Here is a 452-nt window from a genome sequence, read left to right on the forward strand (position 1 = left end):
GCCTAGAACGGTTCGTCGTTTCATAGAAACGCCGACCGCTCTATCTTCTTGTTTTGACGCAATTCCTCTAGGGAAAGCGTTACGCGCTTTTCCCGGGAAAACCGCTTCACACTTTTCCTGGAATTGCTCTGGAGCTTTCGCAGCAAATTTCGTTTCCATTCTGAAGGGCAAGTTCATGGCATCTGTTGCATTTCTCGGTCTTGGGGTGATGGGCTATCCGATGGCCGGGCACTTGAGGAACAAGGGTGGCCACGACGTCACCGTCTACAACCGCACCAAGGCCAAGGCCGAGCAATGGGTTGGCCAATATGGCGGCAGCCTGGCGGTGACGCCGGCGCAGGCCGTCGAGGGCAAGGACTTTGTCTTCTCCTGCGTCGGCAATGACGACGATTTGCGTTCGGTGACGACGGGTCCGGAAGGCGCCTTCAAATCGATGAAGAAGGGTTCGGTCT

1 protein-coding gene is annotated in these 452 nt (G+C 56.0%); it reads left to right on the forward strand.

From position 1 onward, the window contains the following. Positions 1-175 precede the first annotated feature (175 nt). Positions 176-452: NAD(P)-binding domain-containing protein (locus EN935_RS40080; RefSeq protein ID WP_164771932.1), on the forward strand; the 277-nt coding region annotated here is incomplete at its 3' end.

It is taken from the genome of Mesorhizobium sp. M7D.F.Ca.US.004.03.1.1 (genome assembly GCF_003998635.1).
GTDB classification, from domain to species: Bacteria; Pseudomonadota; Alphaproteobacteria; order Rhizobiales; family Rhizobiaceae; genus Mesorhizobium; species Mesorhizobium loti.